At 70.9% G+C, this 21,330-nt stretch carries 17 protein-coding genes; 6 read left to right on the top strand and 11 right to left on the bottom strand.

Annotation, left to right across the window (positions count from 1 at the left end):
• Positions 1 to 13 precede the first annotated feature (13 nt).
• Positions 14 to 2,029, bottom strand: coding sequence for an AfsR/SARP family transcriptional regulator (locus tag AC4BEG_RS01260; protein WP_490707328.1), 2,016 nt, complete (start codon positions 2,027 to 2,029; stop codon positions 14 to 16).
• Between the two features lie 146 nt (positions 2,030 to 2,175).
• Here AC4BEG_RS01260 and AC4BEG_RS01255 point away from each other — a divergent pair, with 146 nt between their 5' ends.
• Positions 2,176 to 3,072 (top strand): alpha/beta fold hydrolase, encoded by an 897-nt coding sequence (locus AC4BEG_RS01255; RefSeq protein WP_490704037.1) that lies wholly within the window; start codon positions 2,176 to 2,178, stop codon positions 3,070 to 3,072.
• A gap of 11 nt (positions 3,073 to 3,083) precedes the next feature.
• Here the strand turns inward: AC4BEG_RS01255 and AC4BEG_RS01250 are convergent, their stop codons facing one another.
• Positions 3,084 to 3,272, bottom strand: coding sequence for a hypothetical protein (locus AC4BEG_RS01250; RefSeq protein ID WP_490704036.1), 189 nt, complete (start codon positions 3,270 to 3,272; stop codon positions 3,084 to 3,086).
• 710 nt (positions 3,273 to 3,982) lie between these two features.
• Between AC4BEG_RS01250 and AC4BEG_RS01245 the strand changes: the two genes are divergently transcribed.
• Positions 3,983 to 5,452, top strand: coding sequence for a carbohydrate-binding protein (locus AC4BEG_RS01245; protein WP_490704035.1), 1,470 nt, complete (start codon positions 3,983 to 3,985; stop codon positions 5,450 to 5,452).
• Positions 5,453 to 5,553: 101 nt separating this feature from the next.
• On the opposite strand, the gene AC4BEG_RS01240 is transcribed toward AC4BEG_RS01245, so the two are convergent.
• The 4 genes from AC4BEG_RS01240 to AC4BEG_RS01225 form a co-directional block, all read right to left on the bottom strand.
• Positions 5,554 to 6,312 (bottom strand): nucleotidyltransferase domain-containing protein, encoded by a 759-nt coding sequence (locus AC4BEG_RS01240; RefSeq protein WP_490704034.1) that lies wholly within the window; start codon positions 6,310 to 6,312, stop codon positions 5,554 to 5,556.
• 136 nt (positions 6,313 to 6,448) lie between these two features.
• Positions 6,449 to 7,567 carry an FAD-dependent oxidoreductase gene (locus AC4BEG_RS01235; protein WP_490704033.1) on the bottom strand — a complete coding sequence of 373 codons (1,119 nt, stop codon included), beginning with the start codon at positions 7,565 to 7,567 and terminating at the stop codon, positions 6,449 to 6,451.
• The gene (locus tag AC4BEG_RS01230; RefSeq protein WP_490704032.1) at positions 7,551 to 8,801 is read right to left on the bottom strand and encodes a Glu/Leu/Phe/Val dehydrogenase dimerization domain-containing protein; all 1,251 of its coding nucleotides are present in this window, start codon (positions 8,799 to 8,801) and stop codon (positions 7,551 to 7,553) included. Before AC4BEG_RS01230 ends, AC4BEG_RS01235 begins: the two co-directional genes overlap by 17 nt.
• Before the next feature lie 346 nt (positions 8,802 to 9,147).
• Positions 9,148 to 9,762 carry a TetR/AcrR family transcriptional regulator gene (locus AC4BEG_RS01225; RefSeq protein WP_490704031.1) on the bottom strand — a complete coding sequence of 205 codons (615 nt, stop codon included), beginning with the start codon at positions 9,760 to 9,762 and terminating at the stop codon, positions 9,148 to 9,150.
• Between the two features lie 303 nt (positions 9,763 to 10,065).
• Here AC4BEG_RS01225 and AC4BEG_RS01220 point away from each other — a divergent pair, with 303 nt between their 5' ends.
• A complete protein-coding gene (locus AC4BEG_RS01220) occupies positions 10,066 to 11,451 on the top strand; it encodes an FAD-binding oxidoreductase (protein ID WP_490704030.1) in 1,386 nt (461 codons plus the stop codon).
• Positions 11,452 to 11,664: 213 nt separating this feature from the next.
• A complete protein-coding gene (locus AC4BEG_RS01215; RefSeq protein WP_490704029.1) occupies positions 11,665 to 13,239 on the top strand; it encodes a carboxylesterase/lipase family protein in 1,575 nt (524 codons plus the stop codon).
• A gap of 55 nt (positions 13,240 to 13,294) precedes the next feature.
• Here the strand turns inward: AC4BEG_RS01215 and AC4BEG_RS01210 are convergent, their stop codons facing one another.
• Entirely contained in the window at positions 13,295 to 14,215 is a 921-nt protein-coding gene (locus AC4BEG_RS01210; protein ID WP_490704028.1) for a cobalamin-binding protein, read from the bottom strand.
• A gap of 312 nt (positions 14,216 to 14,527) precedes the next feature.
• On the opposite strand from AC4BEG_RS01210, the gene AC4BEG_RS01205 reads away from it, so the two are divergent.
• Positions 14,528 to 15,262, top strand: a complete 735-nt coding sequence (locus AC4BEG_RS01205; protein WP_490704027.1) for a DUF998 domain-containing protein — start codon at positions 14,528 to 14,530, stop codon at positions 15,260 to 15,262.
• A gap of 3 nt (positions 15,263 to 15,265) precedes the next feature.
• Here AC4BEG_RS01205 and AC4BEG_RS01200 read toward each other — a convergent pair whose 3' ends face one another.
• The 4 genes from AC4BEG_RS01200 to AC4BEG_RS01185 form a co-directional block, all read right to left on the bottom strand.
• Positions 15,266 to 18,490: a bifunctional cytochrome P450/NADPH--P450 reductase gene (locus AC4BEG_RS01200; protein ID WP_490704026.1), complete on the bottom strand. Its 3,225-nt coding sequence runs from the start codon at positions 18,488 to 18,490 to the stop codon at positions 15,266 to 15,268.
• A gap of 203 nt (positions 18,491 to 18,693) precedes the next feature.
• Positions 18,694 to 19,392, bottom strand: a complete 699-nt coding sequence (locus AC4BEG_RS01195) for a LuxR C-terminal-related transcriptional regulator (RefSeq protein WP_490704025.1) — start codon at positions 19,390 to 19,392, stop codon at positions 18,694 to 18,696.
• A 4-nt stretch (positions 19,393 to 19,396) separates the two neighbouring features.
• Positions 19,397 to 19,978 carry a GNAT family N-acetyltransferase gene (locus tag AC4BEG_RS01190; RefSeq protein ID WP_490704024.1) on the bottom strand — a complete coding sequence of 194 codons (582 nt, stop codon included), beginning with the start codon at positions 19,976 to 19,978 and terminating at the stop codon, positions 19,397 to 19,399.
• Between the two features lie 97 nt (positions 19,979 to 20,075).
• Positions 20,076 to 20,510: a hypothetical protein gene (locus AC4BEG_RS01185; protein WP_490704023.1), complete on the bottom strand. Its 435-nt coding sequence runs from the start codon at positions 20,508 to 20,510 to the stop codon at positions 20,076 to 20,078.
• Positions 20,511 to 20,670: 160 nt separating this feature from the next.
• On the opposite strand from AC4BEG_RS01185, the gene AC4BEG_RS01180 reads away from it, so the two are divergent.
• Positions 20,671 to 21,312 carry a DUF416 family protein gene (locus tag AC4BEG_RS01180; protein ID WP_490704022.1) on the top strand — a complete coding sequence of 214 codons (642 nt, stop codon included), beginning with the start codon at positions 20,671 to 20,673 and terminating at the stop codon, positions 21,310 to 21,312.
• The last annotated feature ends 18 nt before the right edge of the window (positions 21,313 to 21,330 follow it).

The following is a 21,330-nucleotide window of genomic DNA, read 5'->3' as shown; positions in this document are numbered from 1 at the left end:
CGCCGCCGCCTGCTCATGGCAGGCGCCGGAGGGCAGCGGTGAGGGCGTTCAGATGGCGGGAGACCGGCCCCAGGGTCAGCAGCCCACTGCCAGCCCCGGCCAACTCCGCCGCTGCCGGGGCGAGTTCACGATGTGCCCGCTCCATCGTCTCCCGGTCGCCGATGGCGACGGCCGCATGGGCCAGCAGACACCACAGAAACTCGAACAGCAGGTCGTGCGGCGGCTCCGGGGCTTCGCTCAGCGCCACGGCGGCCTCATCGTGGCGGCCTTGGGCCAGCAGTACCAACGGTCGGGTCCACGGCGCGTAAGGACCCCAGTCGATGTGTTCGTCGACCGGGGCGGGACAGCCCCCGCACAGCCGCACGGACAGCAGCGCGAGCGGCAGCAGACCCCGCTCCAGGCCGAGCATGCCCGCGCCGTCCAGACGGGCGGCGGCGTCTCGGTAGGCCGACTCCACCTCATCGTCCGGTGCGCCGCCGGTCGCGGCGAGCCGCAGCACCCGGTACCACCGGGTGAACACGGCCACCAACGGCAGCTCATGACGCTCCGCCAGACGGTCTGCGGCGTGCGCGTGGCCGTCGGCCCCGGCGAAGTCGCCCAGCGCGCCGCGCGCCTGGAGGCGGATGAGGTGGCCGAGCACCTCGAAGGTGGCCAGACCGTGCCGGGCGGACAGGGCGACCAGTTCGGCGCCGATCCCGTCCCGGCGCGGCGCCAGTCCAGCGCGGTAACAGCCCTGCATGAACGAGCCGTTGAGGGCGAAGGCCAGCAGTGCGGGGTCGTCCAGCTCGCGGGCGATCCGCTCCGCCTGCCCGGCGGCCCGGCGGCCGCGCGCCGCACGGGTGCCCCGCGACTCCAGGGCGATCGTGGCCAGCAACCGGGCACGCGCGGACGGATGGCTGTCCGAGGGCAGGGCGGTCAGCGTACGCTCGGCCGCCGCGACCACCCACGCGGCTTGGTGTGGATCGTCCGAGCGCGTCCAGATCGCCGGGACGTCGTACGCGCCGATCACGCGGGCGGTCAGCTCCGTGTCGCCCAGTTCCTCGGCCGCCGCGATGGCCGCCACCCGGTGTTCCCGAGCGGCCACCAGACCACCGCCCCCGGTCACCGCGAGGTGGCGCAGCAGGTCGACCGTCGACTCCAGCCGGGTCCGCGCACCGGATGCCACGGCGCGGTCGTACGCGGCGGTGGCCCGGGCCCACACCCGCTCGGCCGCCGCACCCGCCCCGTCGGCGGACGCGGGGTCTCCGGTGGTTTCCAGGTGGCCGGAGTGACCTTCCAGATGGTCGGCGTGATCGAGGATGTCCGCCTCCAGACGGCGCAGCCCCGGCCCTGGATCCACCCCCAACTGCTCGATCAGCAGGGTGCGTGCCCGCCGCAGCACCGCCAGCGCGTCGCCCTGCCGGCCAGTGCGGTACAGCGCCAGGGCCAGCAGCCGCCAGGCGTCCTCGCGCCACGGATGCTCCACGACATGCGCGTCCAGATCGGGCACCACCTCACCGGCGCGCCCCAGGGCGAGGCGGGCTTCGGCCCGGCGTTCGACGGCGTGCAGCCGTAGCTCCGCGAGGCGTGAGCGCTCCGCGCGTGCCCAGAGCTCTTCGGCGAACTCCGCGTAGGCGGGGCCGCGCCACCGCCCCAGCCCGGAGTGCAGCCGCATGAGCGCGCCGTCGGGTGGGAGCGTGGCGGCCGCGGACACCTCGTCTTCAAAGGACCATGCGTCCACCGTGTCCGGCTCCGCGCGCAACGCGTACCCCGGGCCCTCCGTCACCAGCAGTTGGGCCGGGGCGCGGGGCGGGCGCTGCGGTTCCAGCGCACGGCGCAGTGCGGCCACGAAGGTGCGCACCGCGCCCACCGCACCCGCGGGCGGGGCCGGCCACAGATCCTCCGCCAGGCGGTCCACCGGTACGACGCGCCCGCGGGCCACGATCAGCCGGGCCAGCACGGCACGGTGGCGTGGTCCCTTCAGGGCGATCGTGTTTCCGGCGCCGTCCCAGGCCGTCACCGGACCCAGCACCCCGAAGACGACCCGCACCCCGGCCACCTCCTCCTTCGCGCCCGTTACCCCGGGACACTCCAGGTCACCGTCGGCGGTGCCCACGCTAGCGTGCTCATCGGATGCTCATCCGGGCCCGGCAGGCTGATGGCACCCGGTCATCCACGGAAAAGAGAACGACCACCATGACGTCCGCCACCGCCACCGCCACCGCCATCGCCGGTTTCGAGTATCTGCGTGTTCCCGTCACCGACGGGGTGTCCCTGAACGTGGCTGTCGCGGGCTCGGGTCCGGCGATCGTGCTGCTGCACGGCTTTCCCCAGACCCATGTGATGTGGCGGCATGTCGCCGCCGACCTGGTGGCCGACCACACGGTCATCTGCCCTGACCTGCGCGGATACGGTGCCAGCGATAAACCCGAGGCCACTGACGCGACCACCTATGCCAAGCGGACGATGGCCGCCGACATCGTCGCTCTGGCCCGTGCCCTGGGACATGAGCGCGTCGCGCTGGCCGGGCACGACCGCGGTGCGCTGGTGGCCTTCCGTGCCGGACTCGACCACCCGGCGGTCATTACTCAGCTGGCCTGTCTCGATGTGCTGCCGACGCTGGACATGTGGGAGGTGATGCACGGGACCGCTGCCGCCGTCGGTTTCCATCTGTATCTGATGGCGCAGCCCCCGGGGTTGCCCGAGCGGCTGATCAGCGGCTGTCCGAACGCCTTCTTCGGCCACTTCCTCGACAGCTGGACCCATGACCCGCGGGCCATCCCCGCTGAGGTGCGCGCCGCCTATCTCGGCGCGTGCCGCTCGGCCGTGCCCTCGATCGTCGCCGACTATCGTGCCTCCGCGGGAATCGACCTCGAGCACGACCAGGCGGACCGGGACGCCGGTCACCGGCTGCGGATGCCGGTGACCGTGCTCCAGCAGGACTGGGGTGCGGCCCTCGGCTTCGACGCGGAGGGACGGTGGCGTACGTGGGCGCCCGATCTGCGTCACACCACCGTCACCAGCGGACACTTCATGGCCGAGGAGACACCCGCGGAGGTCACCAAGGCCCTCAGGGATCTGCTGGCCCGATGAGAAACGTGTGACTACAGCCCGTAGCGAACCATCCACTCCTCGTCGTTGTAGGCGTCCCGTGCCGGGTCCGGTGCCACGGCCGGGCGCTCTTCGACCATCTCCTCGGGGCGGACGCGCTCCGGCAGTGCGCCGAAGCGAGCACGGCGCACTTCCTCGGCGGCATCCTGGAGCTGCTTCCGATTGTTCTCCGCGTGAGTCATCGTCGCCTCCTTCGACCGGGGAACGTCATGGGCGGGGGAGTTGTTCCCTCCGCTTCGCCCGGCGGCGGTCCGGTGCCGAACGGTGGGCCAGGTGGCCGGGGCGGCGCGGGCCGCGGACGTCACGCGGCCCGCGCACAGCGCGCTCGCCATCGTTCATCAGGGCTACTCAGAGGTAAATGCGGTGTTGGCGAAGCACAGATGTTTCAAAACGAAATTACTTTCTCGGTCGTACTTCTCGCTCGTGCCTTTCAATGCCGAAACCATACTGGCGAGTTGGGAAAGTTTCTTGGTGGGCGGGTGAAAAGAACGACGTGTGGCGCATAAGATACGCGTGTTCCTGGACGACCACGCACCCCCAGAACCCCCACGATCGGACCGGCAGTTGGCTGCCCCAGCCGCCGTCGTCCACGCCGCGCTCACACCGACGTGAGGCGGTCCGCATCGGACCGGAAGCCATGCGCCGACGTTGTACGCGAAATGACCACCCGACTCGCGCATGGACACCCAGCGAAATCGTGGCAGGCGGGCACTGCGAAGAACTGACACCATCGGGGTTGAACCATGCCATTGCTCGCCTGGAAGGCCATGAAAGACACCCTCATAGGACGGGTTTCCCCGAAGTGTGCGTTAGCGGGCCGAGCGCCGCTCCCGGTGGCCGGTGACGGTACCGGCTCCGGCCCGGCCGCGAGGGGAACGAGGGGTGGCGGACGATGAACCGGCCGTCGATGGCGTCGCTGGTCCGTGAGTCCGCGGACGGCGACATGGCGGCGCTCCGGGCGGTACGGCGGGGTCGTACCTCGCTGTTCAGGGAGGTGTACGACCGCCATCACGCGGCGGTCCACGCCTATGCGCTGACCTGCACCACATCACCGGGGCTCGCGGCCAAACTGGTGTCGGTGGCCTTCACCAGGCTGGGGGAGCGGGTGGCCTCATCGCATCCGCTGGACCGCGGTCGCCACGCGGGATGTGTGCGATTGCAGCTTCTGGAGTCCACCCGGCTGGCCGCGGTGGCCGACGCACTGAAGCAACCGCACGCCTTCTCGTCCGGTTTCATGGCATGGATCGCCAGCGGCTCGGTGTGGCCGATGCACGACGACGGCCAGTTGCAGGTGGCGTACGACGGGCTGAGTCCGCTGGAGCAGTGCCTGTTGTGGCACACCCTGGTCGAACAGGACGACTTGACGGCCGTGGCCGACATCACCGGTCTTGCGGGCCGACAGCTGCGGGAGTGTCTTGCCACGGCCGACCGTGGTCTGCGGCGCTCGCGGATGGAGTTGTACCTCGAGCGGGCCGACAGCGAGGACTGCGTCAAGGTTCTCGGCGGCAACGGCGGACTTCTCTACAGCCCGCCGGGACCTGAGGTCACGGCACATCTGGCCGCGTGCCCCCGGTGCCGTGCCCGCTACGAGGATCTGGTGCGGCTCGACGCCCGCGCGGCACGGCATCTGCCACTGCGGTTGCTGGGGTGGTGGCAGGCGGACGAGTACCGGCGGAACAAGGAGGCCACCGCCCGTACGCCACCGAGGGACCGGCCGGTTCGCGCCGCGTCGGCCGCCCGTCCCCCGGGTGCGGGCCGCCGCCGGCGCCGCGGTGTCGGGCCGGTGCGGAAGGCGATGGCATGGCTGCGCGGAACACGTCACCGGACAACGGTCTTTGCGGCGGTGAGCATCACCGTGGCCACGGCGCTTGTCGGCACCCTGGCGATGCGGTGGATGGACTCGTCCGAACCGGCCACCTGCGGACCGGGCGGTCAGGACCCTGGCGTGACGGCTCCTCCGGACGGTGGCCCCTCCCTCTCCGTGCGCCTGCGGGTGAACGCCGACGCGTACACCGCACAGAAGGGGACCGCCGGGTCCAAGTCCGGCTACCGACCAGCGCGCTCCCTGAGCGAAGGGGACCAACTCCGCTACGACCGCGTCGACTTCGGCAGGAAAGGGGACGGCCGTCTGGTCACCCGGGTGTCCAACGGCAGCGAGAGCGGAGCGCGGCTGGAGTTCCGGCTCGACTGCCTGGACAGTCAGCCGTGGGCCACCATCACCGTCCCCGCGGACGGGGAGCAGGAGGATGTCACTGCCGAGATCCAGGCCGTCCAGGGCCGACACAGGGTGTTCATCACCGCGGTCTGTGACACCCGCGAGCCATGCGGGGATCTCCACTGGTTCGGTACGGTGGCCTACTGACGAGCGCCTCGAAATGCCTTGAGCCTGACAACGCCCGCGAGGCGCGGACCCGCCTCGCGGGCGAGGTGAACGCACGGTGTGCTGGCAGGACAGGGCCTGGCTCACTCGGCGGTCGCGAACAGCTCTTCCGCCGCGTCGACCGCCTTCGCCAGGGCCGCGGGCTCCGGCCGCAGCCCCGCCACGATCGTGTCGATGCCGCGCAATCCCGCCCGTCGGAGGAGCCGTTTCTCGTTGGTGACCCATTCACCGCGCGCCGCCAGCACGGCATGTCCCGTCTGGAGCGCGGCGGTGGCCAGCGCTCCGGCGACCTCCGTGGCCTGCCCGCGCGGTGTGTACGCCGCCCTGGCGTACTGGAGCGTCAGGGCCGCCCGGCTTCGCCACTCCGGTGGGGCCGCCGCGCGCAGCGCTTCAGGGAACGCGGGACGGGGCAGGGAGCCGCGCAGCACCGTGTTCAGGGCGAGTTCGGCGACCAGCAGATAGCTCGGGATGCCCGCGAGATGGAACATGAGCGGCTCCCAGTGGAAGCGGCCCTGCCGGGACTCGGTGAGTTCGTGTTCGACGACGTCGAGGTCGCGGTAGTGGACATCGACGCGCTGCCCGTCGATGGTCAGCCAGGCACCCCCGTTGAACACCCCGCCGCCCCAGGCGCCGAGGTCGGACACCTCACCGTCCCAGCCGACGGCCCGCAAGGCATCCGGATCGAAGGCGCCCTGGTAGTACACGGCCAGGTCCCAGTCGCTGTCCGGGGTGTGGTTGCCCTCAGCCCGTGAGCCGCCAAGGGTCACCGCGCACACCGTCGGCAGGGCCGCGAGCCGGTCGGCGATGGGATGGAGAAACGCGTCGTCCGTCGTGCCGATCATGACGGCAAGGCTATCGCCGCAGTGGTGTGCGCGGGCACGGGACGGTGCCGTCGCCCCGGCCGTGGCTGGAGCGACGGCGCCGTGTCACACGGCTACGGCGCGGAGTCTGGAGCAGTCCGCGACGGCACGCCGGCGGTCAGCCCCGGCCGGGGGCGTGTGCGGTGAGACGGAAACGGGCGGGCGGTCCCTCGCCACCGGTCACCAGGTCCGCCGTCAGTTCACCGATGAGCGGGGCGAACTTCGCCCCGTGTCCCGAGCAGGGTGAGCACACGATGAGCGATCCGACCCGGTCCAGGAGGAAGTCCTCGCTCGGGGTGGTGGTGTACAGACAGGTCGTCTCGGTCCGCGGCGCGGGATCCAGTCCCGGAAGCCACCGCTTGACGTACTCGATCACGCGTTGGCGTGTGGCGGGAGTGACGATGCCGTCCCGGCCGTCGGCGGTGGTCCGGCGGCCGCCGTAGTGTTCACCGATCTTGCGGTCGTCCCCCGGTCCGCCGTCGCGGCCCCCGGCCAGATGGTAGATCGTGTTGCGGTGTTCGTGGATGACGCTGGGCCAGGCGTCGGCGGCCTGGTCGAGACGGGGGAAGTGGAAGGCGTCCTGCTGGGTGACGGTCAGGGCGGGCAGCGGGAGATGCTCGCCCAGGAGCCCTGCGGCCCATCCCCCGGCCGCGACCACCACCTGCTCGGCCATCACCGTCTCAGCGTCGTCGAGGACGATGCGGACACCGCTGGGACCTTCCTCGAGGGAGCGGGCCGCGGTGCGGAAGCGGATGGTGGCGGCGCGTCGTTCGGCGCCGTCCAGGAAGGCGGTCAGGGCCGCCGCCGCGTCGACCGTTCCGGCCTGCGGGTGGTGGATGACCTGCCCCTCGAAGGCCATCCCCGGCCAGCGGCGCTCCGCTTCGCGCGCGTCCATCACCTCGTGTTCCACCGTGGCGGCGGAGAGTTGTGCGGCGACGGCGTCGACGTAGGAGCGGTCCCCGAAGTCCACCCCGCCCAGCATCCGCAGCAGCCGCACACCGCTGTCGCGTTCCAGTTCGCGCCATAACTCGAAGGCGCGCCCGGTGAGCCGGGTGTACATCGGGTCGCCGTAGGCGCGGCGAACGATCCGCGCGCTGCCGTGCGAGCTGCCGTTGTGGTGGTCCGCGTCGAACTGCTCCAGGAGCAGGACCGACAGCCCACGGCGGGCGGCCGCCCAGGCGGTTGCCGCCCCCATCAATCCCCCGCCGATCACGGCCAGTTCAACGTGTTCCGGCATGGCTGCCTCCAGCAGGGGTCGGATCGGCCGGGGTGGTGCCGGGGCCGAAGCGGGTGTCAATGGCGGCGATCTTGTCCGCGACGACGCCGAGCGCGGCGTCGCGCGGGGTGATGTCGTACCGCTGGGCATCGGTGAGCATGTCGGAGGTGATCCGGCGCATGGACTCGCGGACTTTGCGCTCGGCCTGGTCGGCGTCGGCGCCGATGTCGCCGAAGAGGGTCCACCACCACCATGCGTTCGTGGCCGAGTTGGCGACGAAGTCCGGTATCACCCGCACACCACGTGCGTGCAGCGCGGCCTCCGCCTGCGGAAGGGTGGGCATGTTGGCGGCCTCGGCGATGACACGCGCGCTGATCCGGGCCTGGTTGACCGCGTCGATGCAGTAGGAGACCGCGGCGGGCACCAGGACATCGCAGTCGATGCCGAGCCAGGAGTCGCCGTCGGCTTCGCGGTCCCCGGGCCGCAGCTGGGTGCGGTCGATCCCGCCGAGGGGGTCACGGGTGCGCAGCAGGTGTTCGACGTCCAGACCGTCCGGGTTGGCGATGACACCGTGTGCGTCGGCCACCGCGACCACCGTGACACCCGCTCGGGCCAGATAGCGGGCGGTCGCACCGCCCATCGAGCCGAATCCCTGGACGACCGCGCGTGCCGCACCGTGGGCGACGGCGATCAGATCCAGTGCGGTGAGGGCCGATTCGGTCACCCCCAGGCCGCCGACCAGTTCGGGCAGTGGCACCCCGTCGACCTCGATGGCGAAGGCGTCCGCCAGCCGCTGCCGTGCCTGGGCCGCGTCGTCCAGCAGGGGGTAGATGGCCTGGATGGAACTGGCCAGCCCGACCTCGGCGATGGCGTCGTCGATGGTGTCCTGACGCAGCCCGAGGTCCTCACCGGTGGTCCAGTGGTGTTCCAGCACGCAGCGCACGGCCTCCAGGAAGCGGGCGAGGACCGCGCGGGCCCGCGGATCGTGCGGACTACAGTCGATACCGCCCTTGGCCCCGCCGAGCGGGACGTAGCGGCTGTCCGGGTCGTAGTGGAGTGCTTCCTTGCGGGTCATCCCGGCCGCCAGGCCGCGCACTTCGTCCAGGGTGCAGCCCTCGCGCATCCGCAGTCCGCCACTGGCCACGCCGCGGATCAGTCGGTCGATGACAACGAAGCCGCGCCGCCCGGTGACCGGGTCGGTCCAGATCAGCTGGAGATGCGGCTGTGCGGTACCGGCGAGGGGAGGCGTGCTCAAGGGGGTCGCTGTCATGGCTTCTGTCCACTACGGGCACCTCATCACTGAATGCGTGTTCAGTGTGGGTCGGGGTACGGGGATCGGTCTTTCGACGGGGGAGTCGCGGTGGGGGGAGCAGGAGCTCGGGAACTACATGTGGTGAGGAGCGAAGACTTGGCGGCCGGGGCGCGGGATGCCCCTGCCGCGTGGCCCGCGGGCCTATCGGTTACTGAATGACCATGTAGTACGCGTTCCGCCCTTGTCAATGCCATCCGGTCGTGCGACGTGTGTGCCGCGCAGGGAGAAGGCCGCGCCGGCACACCGGAGTTACCGCGGTCCGCGCCGGTGGCTACCGAGTCCCGACCGCTCAGCCGTGCTCCAGGTCGGTGTTCTTGAGTCCCAGCTCACGGGCGACGATCTGGCGTGACCAGTCGGCCGCCTGTTTACGGTCCTGGGTGTCGCGGTGAACGATGGTCTGCACGGCCACCCCGTCCAGCAGGGCGGTGATCCGCCACACCGCGCCCCGCGGATCGTCGGTGGTGAACTCCCCGCTGTCCACGCCGTCCTGGATGATCGCGGTCAGCGCCTCTTTCCAGCGCAGATCCAGTTCCCGTCCGACCTTGCGCAGGGCCGGCTCGCGCAGTGCTCCCGCCCAGCCCTCGATCCACAGGATCCAGCCCTTGGCCTGCCCGGTCGGCGCGTACCAGTCCAGGGCCGTGCGCAGCCGTTCCAGCGCGGTGGGCAGTCCGGCGGTGAGGTGGTCCAGATGGTCCAGCTCGCGCTGTACGGCCCAGGCGAAGGCTTCGGCGATGAGGGTTTCCTTGTTCTGGAAGTGGTAGATCACCAGGGCCGGGCTCACCGACAGTTCGTGTGCCACGTCGGAGATGCGCAGCGGATGGATGCCCTGCTTCTTGATCTGGGAGACGGTGGCGCGAAGGATCTCGCCCCGGCGCAGACTCGGGTCCTTGCGGCTGCGTGTCACGCCATGAGGATAGGACATGCCCCCGCCGCACCGGACGGACCGGACGGCGGTGGGGAACCGCCCCGGCCACGGCGCGGACGTGGCCATCGACGCCGTCGGTCGACCCGAGACCCATGAACGGGCCACCCCGCGTAGGCATCCGACGCCGTGCTGTGTGTATCGGGCCCCTGGTCAGCGGGCGGCCCCTGGAATTGCGCGGCCCCGCGGCCGACGCGATCCTGGAAGTGTCAGCCCTGCGGCGTGCGCTTGCCCGTCGGGCCGCTGACGGGTGTCTGAGCGCCGGCGCACAACCAGGAGATCGCCATGGACGCCGGAACTCTGGAAGCGATGCGGACCACCTTGCGCGGGCCGGTGATCGGCCCGCAGGACGCCGGGTACGACCGGACCCGCCAGGTGTACAACGCCATGATCGACCGACACCCGGCCGCCTTCGTGTCCTGCGCGGACGCCGCCGATGTGATGGCCGCGGTCACCTTCATCCGCGACAACGGACTGGAACTCGCCGTCCGGGGCGGCGGACACAGCGGGCCCGGTCTCTGTCTCGTGGACGACGGTGTCACCATCGATCTGTCGCCGATGGCGGGGGTACGGGTCGACCCCGTCGCCAGGACCGCCCAGGTCGGCGGTGGCAGCCACCTCGGCGACCTCGACCACGCCACCCATGCCTTCGGACTCGCCACCCCCACCGGCATCATCTCCATGACCGGTGTCGGCGGTCTGACCCTCGGCGGTGGCCACGGCTACCTCACCCGCAGGTACGGCCTCACCGCGGACAATCTGCTGTCCGCCGACGTCGTTCTGGCCGACGGCAGCTTCGTCACGGCCGGCGAGTCCGAACACCCCGATCTGTTCTGGGCGTTGCGCGGTGGCGGCGGCAACTTCGGCATCGTGACCTCCTTCACCTACCGGCTCCACCCGGTGGACACCGTCGGGGTGGCCATCACCGTCTGGCCGGTCGACCGCACCCGCGACGTACTCACCTGGTACCGCGAGTTCCTGCCGCAGGCGCCGGATGACGTGTACGGCTTCTTCGCCCTCATCTCCATTCCGCCCGGCCCGCCGTTCCCCGAGGAGATCCACGGACAGAAGATGTGCGGTGTGGTGTGGTGTCACACCGGGGATCTGGACCACTTCGAGGAGGCGTTCACCTCGGTGCGGGAGCCCGGCCCCCCGGCCTTCCACTTCACGGCACCGATGCCCTACACCGCGTTGCAGAGCATGCTCGACGTGGTGATCCCCAGCGGGTACCAGTGGTACTGGCGCGGCGACTTCTTCGACGACATCCCGGACGCCGCCATGGATGTGCACCAGAAGTACGGCGAGAACCTCCCCACACCGCTCTCGCTGATGCACCTCTATCCGGTCGACGCCGTCGCCCACCAGCCCGGCCCGGACGACACGGCCTGGAGCTACCGCGACGCCGTCTGGTCCGGTGTCTTCGCCGGTGTCGACCCCGACCCGGCCAACGCCGGGACCATCAGGCAGTGGTGCGTCGACTACTGGGAGGAGATGCACCCGTACTCGATGGGGGGTTCGTATGTGAACTTCATGGGCGCGGGGGAGGGGCAGGAGCGGGTCCGCGCCACCTACCGCGACCACTACGACCGCCTCGCCCGCATCAAGCGCGCCTACGATCCCGACAACCTCTTCCACGCCAACCAGAACATCAAGCCCGCCGCGGCGGTATGACACCGCCGGCCCCCGCTCCTGACGCGTGAGAGCCCCCGGCCTCAGGTCGACTTCCGGCCAACGAAGGCCCGGCGTAGTCACGTTGGGTTGTCGATCAGTGGCACCGGGTAGCTGTCTGGTCGCTCGGGGCGGACAGATCACCCCGGGTCGAGCCGTGCGGGGCAGGGCCGTCCGCGTACGGGGCGCGCCCTTGGCATTCGGCCCTGGAGCTGTATGTCCGAGAGCACCACCCTCAACGTCGAGACCGTATACGGCACAGTGTCCGGCCTCGTCGAGAACGGGATCGCCCGTTTCCTCGGCATCCCGTACGCCGCTGCGCCGCAAGGTGTCAAGCGGTTCGCGGCACCCGAGCCACCCGCGTCGTGGACCGGTGTGCGGGCCGCCCACACGTTCGGTGCCACCGCACCTCAGCTGCCGCTGAAGGGGAAGCTGGGCGAGCTCTTCCCCAACCCGGTCGTCGTGGGCGAGGAGTATCTCAACCTCAACGTGTGGACACCCGACCCCCGCGCGAACTGCGGCGCCGGTGCGCCGGTGCTGGTGTGGATCCACGGTGGCGGTTTCACCACCGGATCCAACGCCGTGACCGGCTACAACGGCGCCACCTTCGCCCGCGACGGCGTGGTCTGCGTGAACGTCAACTACCGCCTCGGCGTCGAGGGGTTCGGCTATGTCGCGGATGCCCCCGTACCCGCCAACCGCGGGCTGCTCGATCAGATCGCCGCTCTGGAATGGGTGCGGGACAACATCGCGGCATTCGGCGGTGACCCCGACAACATCACGGTCGCGGGCGAGTCCGCCGGGGGGATGAGCGTGCTCACCCTGCTCTCCTTGGGTACCGGCCTCTTTCACAAGGCCATCGTCGAGAGCGGTTCGGCCCATATCGCGCAGACCCGCGAGGACGCCGCCCTGGTCGCTGCCGAGGTCGCCGAGCGGCTGCGGATCGAGCCGACCGCCGAGGCCCTGGCCGCCGTACCGGTCGACGACCTCCTCCTCGCCCAGGAGGCCGTCAGCGAGGACATCGCCGCCACCACCGACGCCGAGCGGTTCGGCGCGTCCACCATCGCCTCCTGCGGGCTGGGCTTCATGCCCGTCATCGACGGCGAACTCCTCCACCGCGCGCCGATCGACGCGCTCGCCGGAGGGGCCGGAGGTGAGGTTCCCCTGCTCATGGGGACCACCACCGAAGAGTTCCGCATCTTCGTGGTGCCCACCTCGCTGGTGTCATGGCCCGATGAGAAACCGTTCCGCGACCGCCTGGCGGCGTACGGCGTTCCGGGCGACTTCTACGACCGCTACGCCGAGACCAGCGTCCAGCCCTTCGTACGCAACATGCCCTCGGGTATCGCCTGCGCGGTGCTCACCGACCGGATGTTCCGCATCCCCACGATCCGGGCCGCGGAAGCCCGAGCCGACGCCTCCGCCGCCACGTATCTCTTCGAGTTCGGCTGGCGCACTGACACCGCGCCCAATCTGGTCGGGGTCAAGCTCGGTGCCTGCCACAGCCTGCCGCTGCCGTTCGCCTGGGACACACCCGACAACCCCGACAGTGCGATGTTCACCGGTGACAGCCCGCCCCAGGAGCTCGCCGACGCACTGCACGGACGCTGGGTGGAGTTCGCACGGAGCGGCGAGCCGGCCGCCTGGGCACCGTACGACACCGTCCAGCGGCCCGTCATGGTCTTCGAGCACAACAACGAGCCGTCGATCGAAGTCGTCAACGACCCGCGCGGCACCGAGCGCGAACTGTGGAAGGACCATCTCCAGCCGACGTCCGACAACCAGCGCTGAGCAGCCCCGAACACGCGGCCGGGGGCAGGGCGAAGGCCCCTGCCGCGCCCCGCCTTCAGCCCAGTGCCACCCGGCGCGCCTCGCCACCGGTGACCGGTTCACCGGAGGTGGCGGAGTGCAGCACATGGGCCAGGACCTCGGCGCCGCGCACCACACGCGGCCCCGGCCGGTTGAAGTACGCCGGGCCGTCCACCACCCACACCTCCCCCGCGCCCACGGCGGGCAGCTCGTCCCAGCCGGGCAGCCGGAACAGCAACTCCCGCTCGGCTTCAGTGCGTTCGGGGCTGAAGCCGCATGGCATCAGCACGATGACCTCCGGCCTCGCGGCCCGTACCGTCTCCCACTCCACCGGCGCGGTGTGCTCGCCCGCCGCCGCGAGCAGTGGCTCGCCGCCGGCGTACCGGATCTGGTCGGGGACCCAGTGGCCCGCGGGCCACAGCGGGTCCAGCCATTCGATGGCGGCCACCCGGCGGCGCGGGCGCCCCGCGGTGGCCCGCTCCACCGCGGTCAGCCGGTCCCGCAGCACACGGCACCGTGCCTCCGCGACGTCCGGAACACCCAGCTCCCGCCCGACCCGGAGCAGGCAGTCCAGGACGTCGTCCAGTGTGCGCGGCTCCAGGCTGAGCACCCGCGGACCGCCCTCGAGCACCCGCAGGGCCCGCGACACGGTCTCGTAGGAGACCGCGCACACCTCGCACAGATCCTGGGTGAGCACCACATCCGGGGCCAGGCCGGCGAGTGCCCCGGTGTCCAGGGTGTACAGCGACGAGCCCCGGTGGGTGGCGCCGCCGACCGCATCGGAGATCTCACGGCTCGTCATGGCGTCGGTGGTCAGTTCGGCCGCGGTGATCACGGGTACCCGGTCGATCTCGCTCTCGGGCCAGTCGCACTCGTGGGTACGGCCCACCAGGTCCGGGAGCAGACCGAGCTCGGCCACGATGTCGGTGGCGGCCGGAAGCAGGGAGACGATGCGCATACTCCGAGCTTACGAGCGTGCCCGCCCCGACGCCGATCAGCGGGCCCGACGACGCTCGGCATCCACGGACAGGTGACGCGCGGCCCACACCGCCACGGACACCGGCCGCCACCCCCTGAGCGGCTGATCTCCCCCGGAAGAGCCAGAGCGCTATCCCTATCCAGAGGGTGCGCACTTCACTCTCCACAGCGATGTGCGGACCGGCCCCGGCTGCGAACGTGACACACGACCGTCCCGCGCTCCGCGGGCGCGCGATCGAACCATAAATCGAACCATCAGTCGCGATCCAAGCATCAGTACGGAGAGGCAGTCGTGAAGCCGACGTTCGTATCGACCCCCGGGACCCGTGGGAAACTGGCCGCCAGAATCGGCGCCGCCGCCTGGATCCTGAACGCGGCACAGTTCCTGGTCGTCCAGCTGATCGTGGGATCCCGCTGGCACACGCCCTACAGCTGGAAGAGCAACAACATCAGTGATCTGGGCAATGTCCACTGCCGGGTATGGGACGAGTCCCGTCCCCGCTACGTCTGCTCACCCCTGCACGGCCTCATGAACACCTCGTTCGCCGTCCAGGGCGTCCTGCTGCTCATCGGAGTACTGCTGACCGGATTCGCCTGGGGCCGCGGAGCGATGGCGTTAACCGCACGGATCCTGTTCGTCATCTGCGCCGGAGGCTGGGTCCTGGTGGGAATGGTGCCCGCCGACGTCAATGAGGATCTGCACGTCCTGGGCGCGCTCCTCATCATGGGCCTCGGCAACATCGGGCTCCTGTGCGCCGGATGCGTCCGCGAGAACTCCCCGCTCGGGCGGATGCGGGCCGTGACCCTCGCCATCGCCGCCACCGCCCTGACCGGGGCCTGGATGTTCTGCGGCCAGCACGACCCCGGTATCGGTCTCGGTGGTATGGAGCGGGTCGCGGCGTTCGCGCCCCAGGTCTGGACAGTCGTCATGGCGTTCGCCGTGTTCCGTGCGGCCGCACCCGGCATGCCCCGGGTGGCCGGGGCCGCGGTGCGCAACGCTGCTCCGGCCGCAGGGCGAACTGAGTAGCCCTCAGCCCGCGTAGACGTCCTCGACGTACCGGCCCTGGACCGTCAACTCCCGCCACCAGTCGCGGGCTTCGTCTTCCCCGGCGCCCGGAGTGTGGCGCGTGTACAGCGCCCGGAACGCGTCGCGCACACCCGGTGCCATACGGCCGCCGTCACCGCACACATAGACCGTCGCCCCCGCGGTCAGCAGCCGCCACACCTCCTCACCCTCGGCGGCGATCCGGTCCTGGACGAACCGCAACCCGTCGACCGGTGCCGCACTGAAGACGGGTCGCAGTGAGACGGCACCGGCCCGCTCCGCGGTGCGCAGCTCCTCGGCGTGCAGGAAGTCGGCGTCCGGAGCGTCACAGCCGAAGTAGCACAGCGCCGGAGCGAGTTCGGCACCGGTCGCCACCAGGGCGTGGCGGTCGGCGATGGCGCCGCGGAACGGGGCCAGTCCGGTGCCCGCCGCGATCATGAGGACGGGGGTCTTTGTGCCGGGGCGGATCCGGAACGCCTCACGGCACGGCTGGACACGGGCCAGCACGGTGTCGCCGGGGCGCACGGAGGCCAGGTAGCCGGAGCCGGTGCCCTGGAAGGTGCCGCGGCCGGAGCGCGCGGGTGCCCGGAGCACCGAGACCATCAGGTCGACACCGTCCGGGTCCACGGCGGGGGAGGAGGAGATGGAGTAGTGGCGGGGCCGGATCGCCGGCAGCAGTTCCAGTGCCACCGGCAGGGTGAGGGCCTCTCGCAGGGCCGGGTGGTCCTCGATCAGATCCAGCACGGTGCGGTGGTCGGCGGAGCGCGCCGCCGTGTCCTCGGCCAGCCTCAGCAACTCCTTCCGTTCCGGCGGGCAGGGGTTGAGGTCGGCCAGTGTGGCGAGCTGGTCGGCGGTGGGGCGGTCCTGGAGTTCGACATGGCGGGTGAGCAGCTCGCGGACGGTGAGCGGCCGGTCGATGGCGAGTCCGTCGTGGCGCGCACGGCGCGGAGTGATGTGGACGACCGTGTCCGGGCCGATGCCCAGGACCCGGGCGGCGCGTGCCACGAGGTCGGGGGCGTTGGCCGGGAGTACCGTCAGATGGTCCGCGGTGCGGTAGGCCATACCGTCCGGAAGAGCCAGCCGGACCAGCCGTTTCACACGTGGGTACGCGGGGTCGCTGAGGCTGCCCGCGCCGGTGACCGTCAGCTCCGCCATCCCGTGCCGGGCGGCCAGCGCGTCCAGCGGACCGCCGGTCACCTCGGTGACCGTGTAGCCGGGGCCGTCGTCGGCCGGCTCCTTGTCCGGGCTGCCGACGGTGGCCGGATCCCCGGAGCGTTCCAGCAGGGCCGTGCGCAGCGCGTCGGTGAACTCCTTCACCGATCCGCCCAGATCACCCGAGGCATCGGCCTCGGCACGCGCCAGCAGGCGGCTGCCGCCGAGGGCCGCGAGCCGTTCGTCGATCAGGGTGGGGATCCGCTGGTAGGTGGCGGACCAGTTGCGGTCGCCGACTCCCAGGACGGCGTAGGTGACACCGTCGGCAGCGCCGGGCGAGGCGTTCTCCAGCCACCGCACGAAGGCGGAGGCGTCGTCCGTGGGCTGCCCGTTGTAGGAGGCGGCGGTGATGACCACGGGCCGGTCGGTGGGCAGTGCGCCGGTGTGGGTGTCCAGCGGAGCGGACGCCGTATCGCAGCCGAGTTCTGCGGCGGTGTCGGCGAGCCGGGCCGAAAAATCGTGGCAGGTTCCGTAGTTGGAGCCGTGGAGCAGCAGCAGTCCGGTGTCCGGCCGTACGCGGGTGGGCAGCGAACCGTCGGCCGCGGGGCCGATGTGCGGGGCGGTGGCGGTGGGAAGCCCGGTGCCACCATGGGCGCGCTCGGCGGCGGTACGCGGTACGAGGGTCAGGGTGAGGCCCTCGGGTTTGATGGTGAGAGTCTGCTTGATGCGCAGCCGATAGTTGTCGTGGTCGATCAGCCGATAGCGGTGGGCGAGCATGCCGAGCAGCATGGTTGCCTCGTGGAGGGCGAACTGCCGTCCGATACAGGCACGTTCACCGGTGCCGAACGGCTTGAACGCATGCGGTGAACGCGCGGCCTCCGCCTCGGGGGAGAACCGGGAGGGGTCGAACAGCTCAGGGTTGTCGCCCCAGACCGGATCGCGGTGCAGCATCGGGGTGAGCACCCGGACGTCTTGTCCGGCGCGCACCGGGATCCGGCCGCCCAGCAGGGTGTCCTGGTGTGGTGTGCGGTTGAACGAGGGGGCGGTGGGCCACAGCCGCAGCGACTCGTTGAGCACCTGCCGGGTGTAGCGCAGCCTGCCGATGTCCTCAAAGGTCGGCTCGGGGTCGGCAGTGGCGCCCCACAGCCCGTCCACCTCGCGCCGTACCAGGTCCAGCACGGTCGGGTGCTTGGCCAGGTAGTGGAGGGCGAACGCCAGGGTGCCGGAGGTCGTCTCGTGCCCCGCGATCAGGAAGGTGATGATCTGGTTGCGGATGTTCTCCTCGTCCAGGGTGGTGCCGTCGGCGGGGTGCGAGGCCCGGAGCATCAGCCCCAGCAGGTCATCGGGGTCCTCGTCCGGTGCGCCGCCCTGGTGGTTGCGGGCGGCGATCACCTCGTCCACCACCGAGGCGAGGTAACGGGCGTCCAGGCGGAACGCCTCGTCGCGCTCGCTGTAGTCGACGCCCGGTTTCCGGCTCAGCCCGGCCATCGACCAGGCCAGACAGCGCACCATGGCCTCGACGAAGGGATGTGGCTCCTCGCTGTCGAACGAGCCGAAGTCGAACCCGAATCCGGCCAGGCCGATGGTGTCCAGTGTCATCCGGGTCATATCGCCCGGCACGTCCACGGGGGTGCCGGTGGCGGCGCGCCGGTCCCAGGTGGCGATCAGCCGGCGGGCGACGCGCAGCATCACCGGGTGGTAGGTGCGCATCGAGCCCAGCGCGAAGGCGGGCATGAGGATGTCATGTGCCTTGGCCCAGTTGGGCTCGTCGTTGAAGGCCGTGAACAGCCCGTCGCCGGTGAACTCGCGCACATAGCGCAGCCCCAGGCCGACCGCCTTGCTGAACCGCTGCTCGTCGGCCAGCTCGGTGACCAGCTCCAGGCTGCTGACGAAGAGGGTGTCGTTGCCGTGTATGCGCTGGACGAAGGCGGGTCCGTGGCGCCGCGCCTGGTCCATGGCGAGCAGGGTGGGGGTGGCGGTCATACCGGTGACGGAGATGTCGACGACGGGAACGCCGGGGTGGGTGCCGCCGTGCGGAGGGAGGATGACCTCGGTCATGGAGAGCCTTTCGCCGGAAGCCGGAAACTGCCGTGCGGATGGATGCCGTTGGTACGGCATTTCCTCCAGCGTGCGGCCCATGACATGCCGTCTGCACACTCGCTCCTACCGGAATGTGTAGTGACCCGGGCGTCCTGACTCTTGCCCCGCGGCGGATGCCGCTGTATCCCCGCGCGGAGACCTGTGAGCCCGCCGCGCAGGTTTCACGGTCGGCGGTCGTCCGGACGGCGCCACTCAGCACGGGGTGGCGCTGCCGTCGGGGGCCAGACGGCGGGATCCAGGACGCCCAGGACATAGGCGCGGGCCACCAGCGCCGTACGGTTGGCCACGCCCCAGCGGCGGGAGAGCCGGGTGATGTGGTAGCTGACCCCGTCCGTGGTCAGGCCCACCGCACGGGCGATCTGGGCGGTGGTGGCGCCGCCCGCCGCGAGCGCCAGGACGGCCCGCTCCATGGCGGTGACCTTCTCGGTCGGCGGTGGTGGAGGCTCTTCGCCTGTGTCGCGGGTGCCGAGCACTCGCAGGAGCACCAGCAGCCACAGCGGTGCCGTGGGTGTGTCGCTCACGGTGTCCGCGGTCAGCTCCCCGTACCGCTCGCGCCCGTCGGGTCCGGACCACTGCACCAGGATCGGATACCGGGAGCGATGCCCATGGTGGATCGCCTCGACGACGCGCTGGACCTGCTCCACCGAACGGGGGTGGAACAGCTCCAGCACATCACGGCCCCGGAGCCGCTCCGGGGTGGTACGCCACTCGGCGCCCATGGCGGCATTCGCCAGCAGGACGGTTCCGTCGGTACGGCACACGGCGGCCGGGATCGGTACGCGGTCGAAGAGGAGCAGCGCGCGATTGCGCCACGCCGGTACGTCCGAGTTGCCGAAGATCTCTTCCGGAGAGACGTCCATCGTCCTAGCGAAACATTCCGCCGTCCGGCGCGGTATGCGTGTGTTCAGTGCTCGGCGGCTTCGCCACGTAGATCAGGTCCGGGCCGTCCTCCCCGGCGTCGTCGAGGTGCTCCGCCCGGGTCAGCCCGGCACGGAGCGCCACCCGCTGGGACGCGATGTTGGCGGGCCGGACACGGGCGATCACCGGGAGTTCGGGCACCTGGCGGGATGCCCACTCGGTGACCGCGGGGGCGGCCTCTCCGGCGAAGCCCTGACCCCATGTCGAAGTGGCGAAGCGGTAGAAGAGATTGAGGACGCGCATGCCGTGCAGTTCCATGGGCTTGATGCCGCAGAAGCCCAGTTGCTCGTCGGAGTCGTGACGCCGGACGACCCAGTAGCCGTATCCGCACCGCTGCCACTGGTCGTCCCAGCGCCGGTACAGCGCCTCGGCCTCCTCGCGCCGGACGAGTGCGTCGGAGGGGTTGTGCAGGCAGGTCGCGGGGTCGTGGTAGATCGCGAAGATCGCGTCGACATCGGTCTCGGCCGGACGCCGCAGCGACAGGCGTGCGGTCCTCAATTCCTCGGCTGCCGGGGTCAATTCACTCATGCGAAGATCGTAGATCCCGGTCGGACGTGGTGTCCGGACGCGCGCCGTGGAACGAACGGCGGCCCACGGCAAGGAAACCGTGTGCCGGCAGTCGGCCTCAGGCGCCGAGTCGGCTGCCGGTCAGCCGTGCCAGAGGGCGGCGTCGACGAGCGGCACGGCGGCGGAGGACAACCACCGCGGCGGCCGTCGCGGCGGCCCCGGCACCGGTGGCGGCGGTCAGGACCTTCCGCGCCTTCACCACCATCCAGGCGGAACCGGCCGCTGCGGCGGCCTTCTTGGGTGCCTCGACCGCCACGGTACGGCTGGTGGCGACGGCTTTTTCGGCAGCGGTGTGTGCCTTGTCCGCGGCGGCGTGTGTGGCGCGACTCGCGGTCCGTGCGGTCGCGTTTCCTGCCTCCTTCGCGGTGTCCTTGGCCTTGTTCGTCGCCTCCTTGGCCTGGGAGGCGGTCGTCTCCTTGGCCTTGGCGGCGGTGGCCTTCGCGTGTGCGGTGGCGTTCCGGGCAGTGGTGCGTGTGTTCTTCGTTTCGGCCATGGTCTCCGCGTTACCAGTTGGCCCGGTAGCAAACGTCGCCGCGTGTTGCGGCCGGGCGCACGCCGGTGTGCGGATGTCGGGCGAGGGCAACCAGCGGTGCGCCGGTGGGTTTCGACCGCTCGCAGCGTCCGGGGGGGCGAATGGCGTCTAGGCTGACCCCGTGGACGAAGAGGGTGACAGGGGCCGCATGGCCGGGTTTCTCGAGGAAGAACGCCGTATGACGCGGCGGCTCGAGGGTTTGGCTCCGGCGGGCCGGGCGGCGCTGGCGGCGTCGGTGGCCCACCGTCTGCTTCCGCACTTCCGGGTGTTCCATGAACGGACCGGGCGTGGGGATCCACCGGTGCTGCACAGCGCCCTGGACGGTGTCTGGGACCTGCTGGGCCACGGAACCGCCTTCGACATCGTCACCATGGGCACGGCCTGCCTGGATCAGGCGTTCGTCGCCGTCGACTACGGCCATCGGCTCGCGGGTACCTCGGCGGGGGAGACCTGGCGAGTGGCGAACGGCGCCGCCACGCCGCTGGTGGAGAACGCCGTCCATGCCGCATGGGCCGTGGCCAATGCCTGCCATGTCGCCGTCCACGGTGGGGTTCTGGAAGCACACCACTGTCTGCGTTACGGCCGGGACACCGCGCTGGCATCCGCCCACCACCGCCCGTCCGCCACCACCCACCCGGCGCCGGACGCGCACACCGATCCCCTGGTCGACCGGGAAACGAGCCGTCAGCTGCGCGATCTGGCGCTGTTGGAACACTCCGGCCCCACGGCGGATGTGCTCACCGCCCTGCGGCAGCCGGTCTAGGTCCTCGCTCGCAGCCGT

The organism is Streptomyces sp. JLBJ103 (assembly GCF_058215575.1).
Note: the sequence above shows the minus strand (reverse complement) of the source record. Positions and strands in the feature narration are given on the sequence as shown.